The sequence below is a fragment of the Staphylococcus canis genome (assembly GCF_016238445.1).
In the GTDB taxonomy this organism is placed as follows: Bacteria; Bacillota; Bacilli; order Staphylococcales; family Staphylococcaceae; genus Staphylococcus; species Staphylococcus canis.
Genome location: NZ_JABANU010000103.1, coordinates 1 through 255 on the forward strand (window position 1 = coordinate 1; position 255 = coordinate 255).

Consider the following 255-nt stretch of genomic DNA (forward strand, 5'->3'; position numbering starts at 1 on the left):
ACAAGCTTTACAATAAAAACGTTGTTTTTTAAGTATGAGATAAGCAGGTAACTCAGATATGTGAGGGAGTGTAATCCTAGATTGCTTTTTACCTGCTTTAATAACTGTATGGTGTTCATTTTTCTCCTCACAACACTCACAATGGCTTGGTGTGTAGCTAAGTTCACCGTAATAGAAAAGGCTTAATCGACCTTTAAACTTCGATTTTTCAACTTTTTCCTCAAATTGTATGTTTTCATCTTTAATGTTAAGTGT

The 255-nt window shown here is 33.3% G+C and carries 1 protein-coding gene; it reads right to left on the reverse strand.

Features of this window, described 5'->3' with window-relative positions:
• A partial coding sequence (locus HHH54_RS11105; protein WP_198618832.1) for a transposase family protein occupies positions 1-255 on the reverse strand: 255 nt, incomplete at both ends.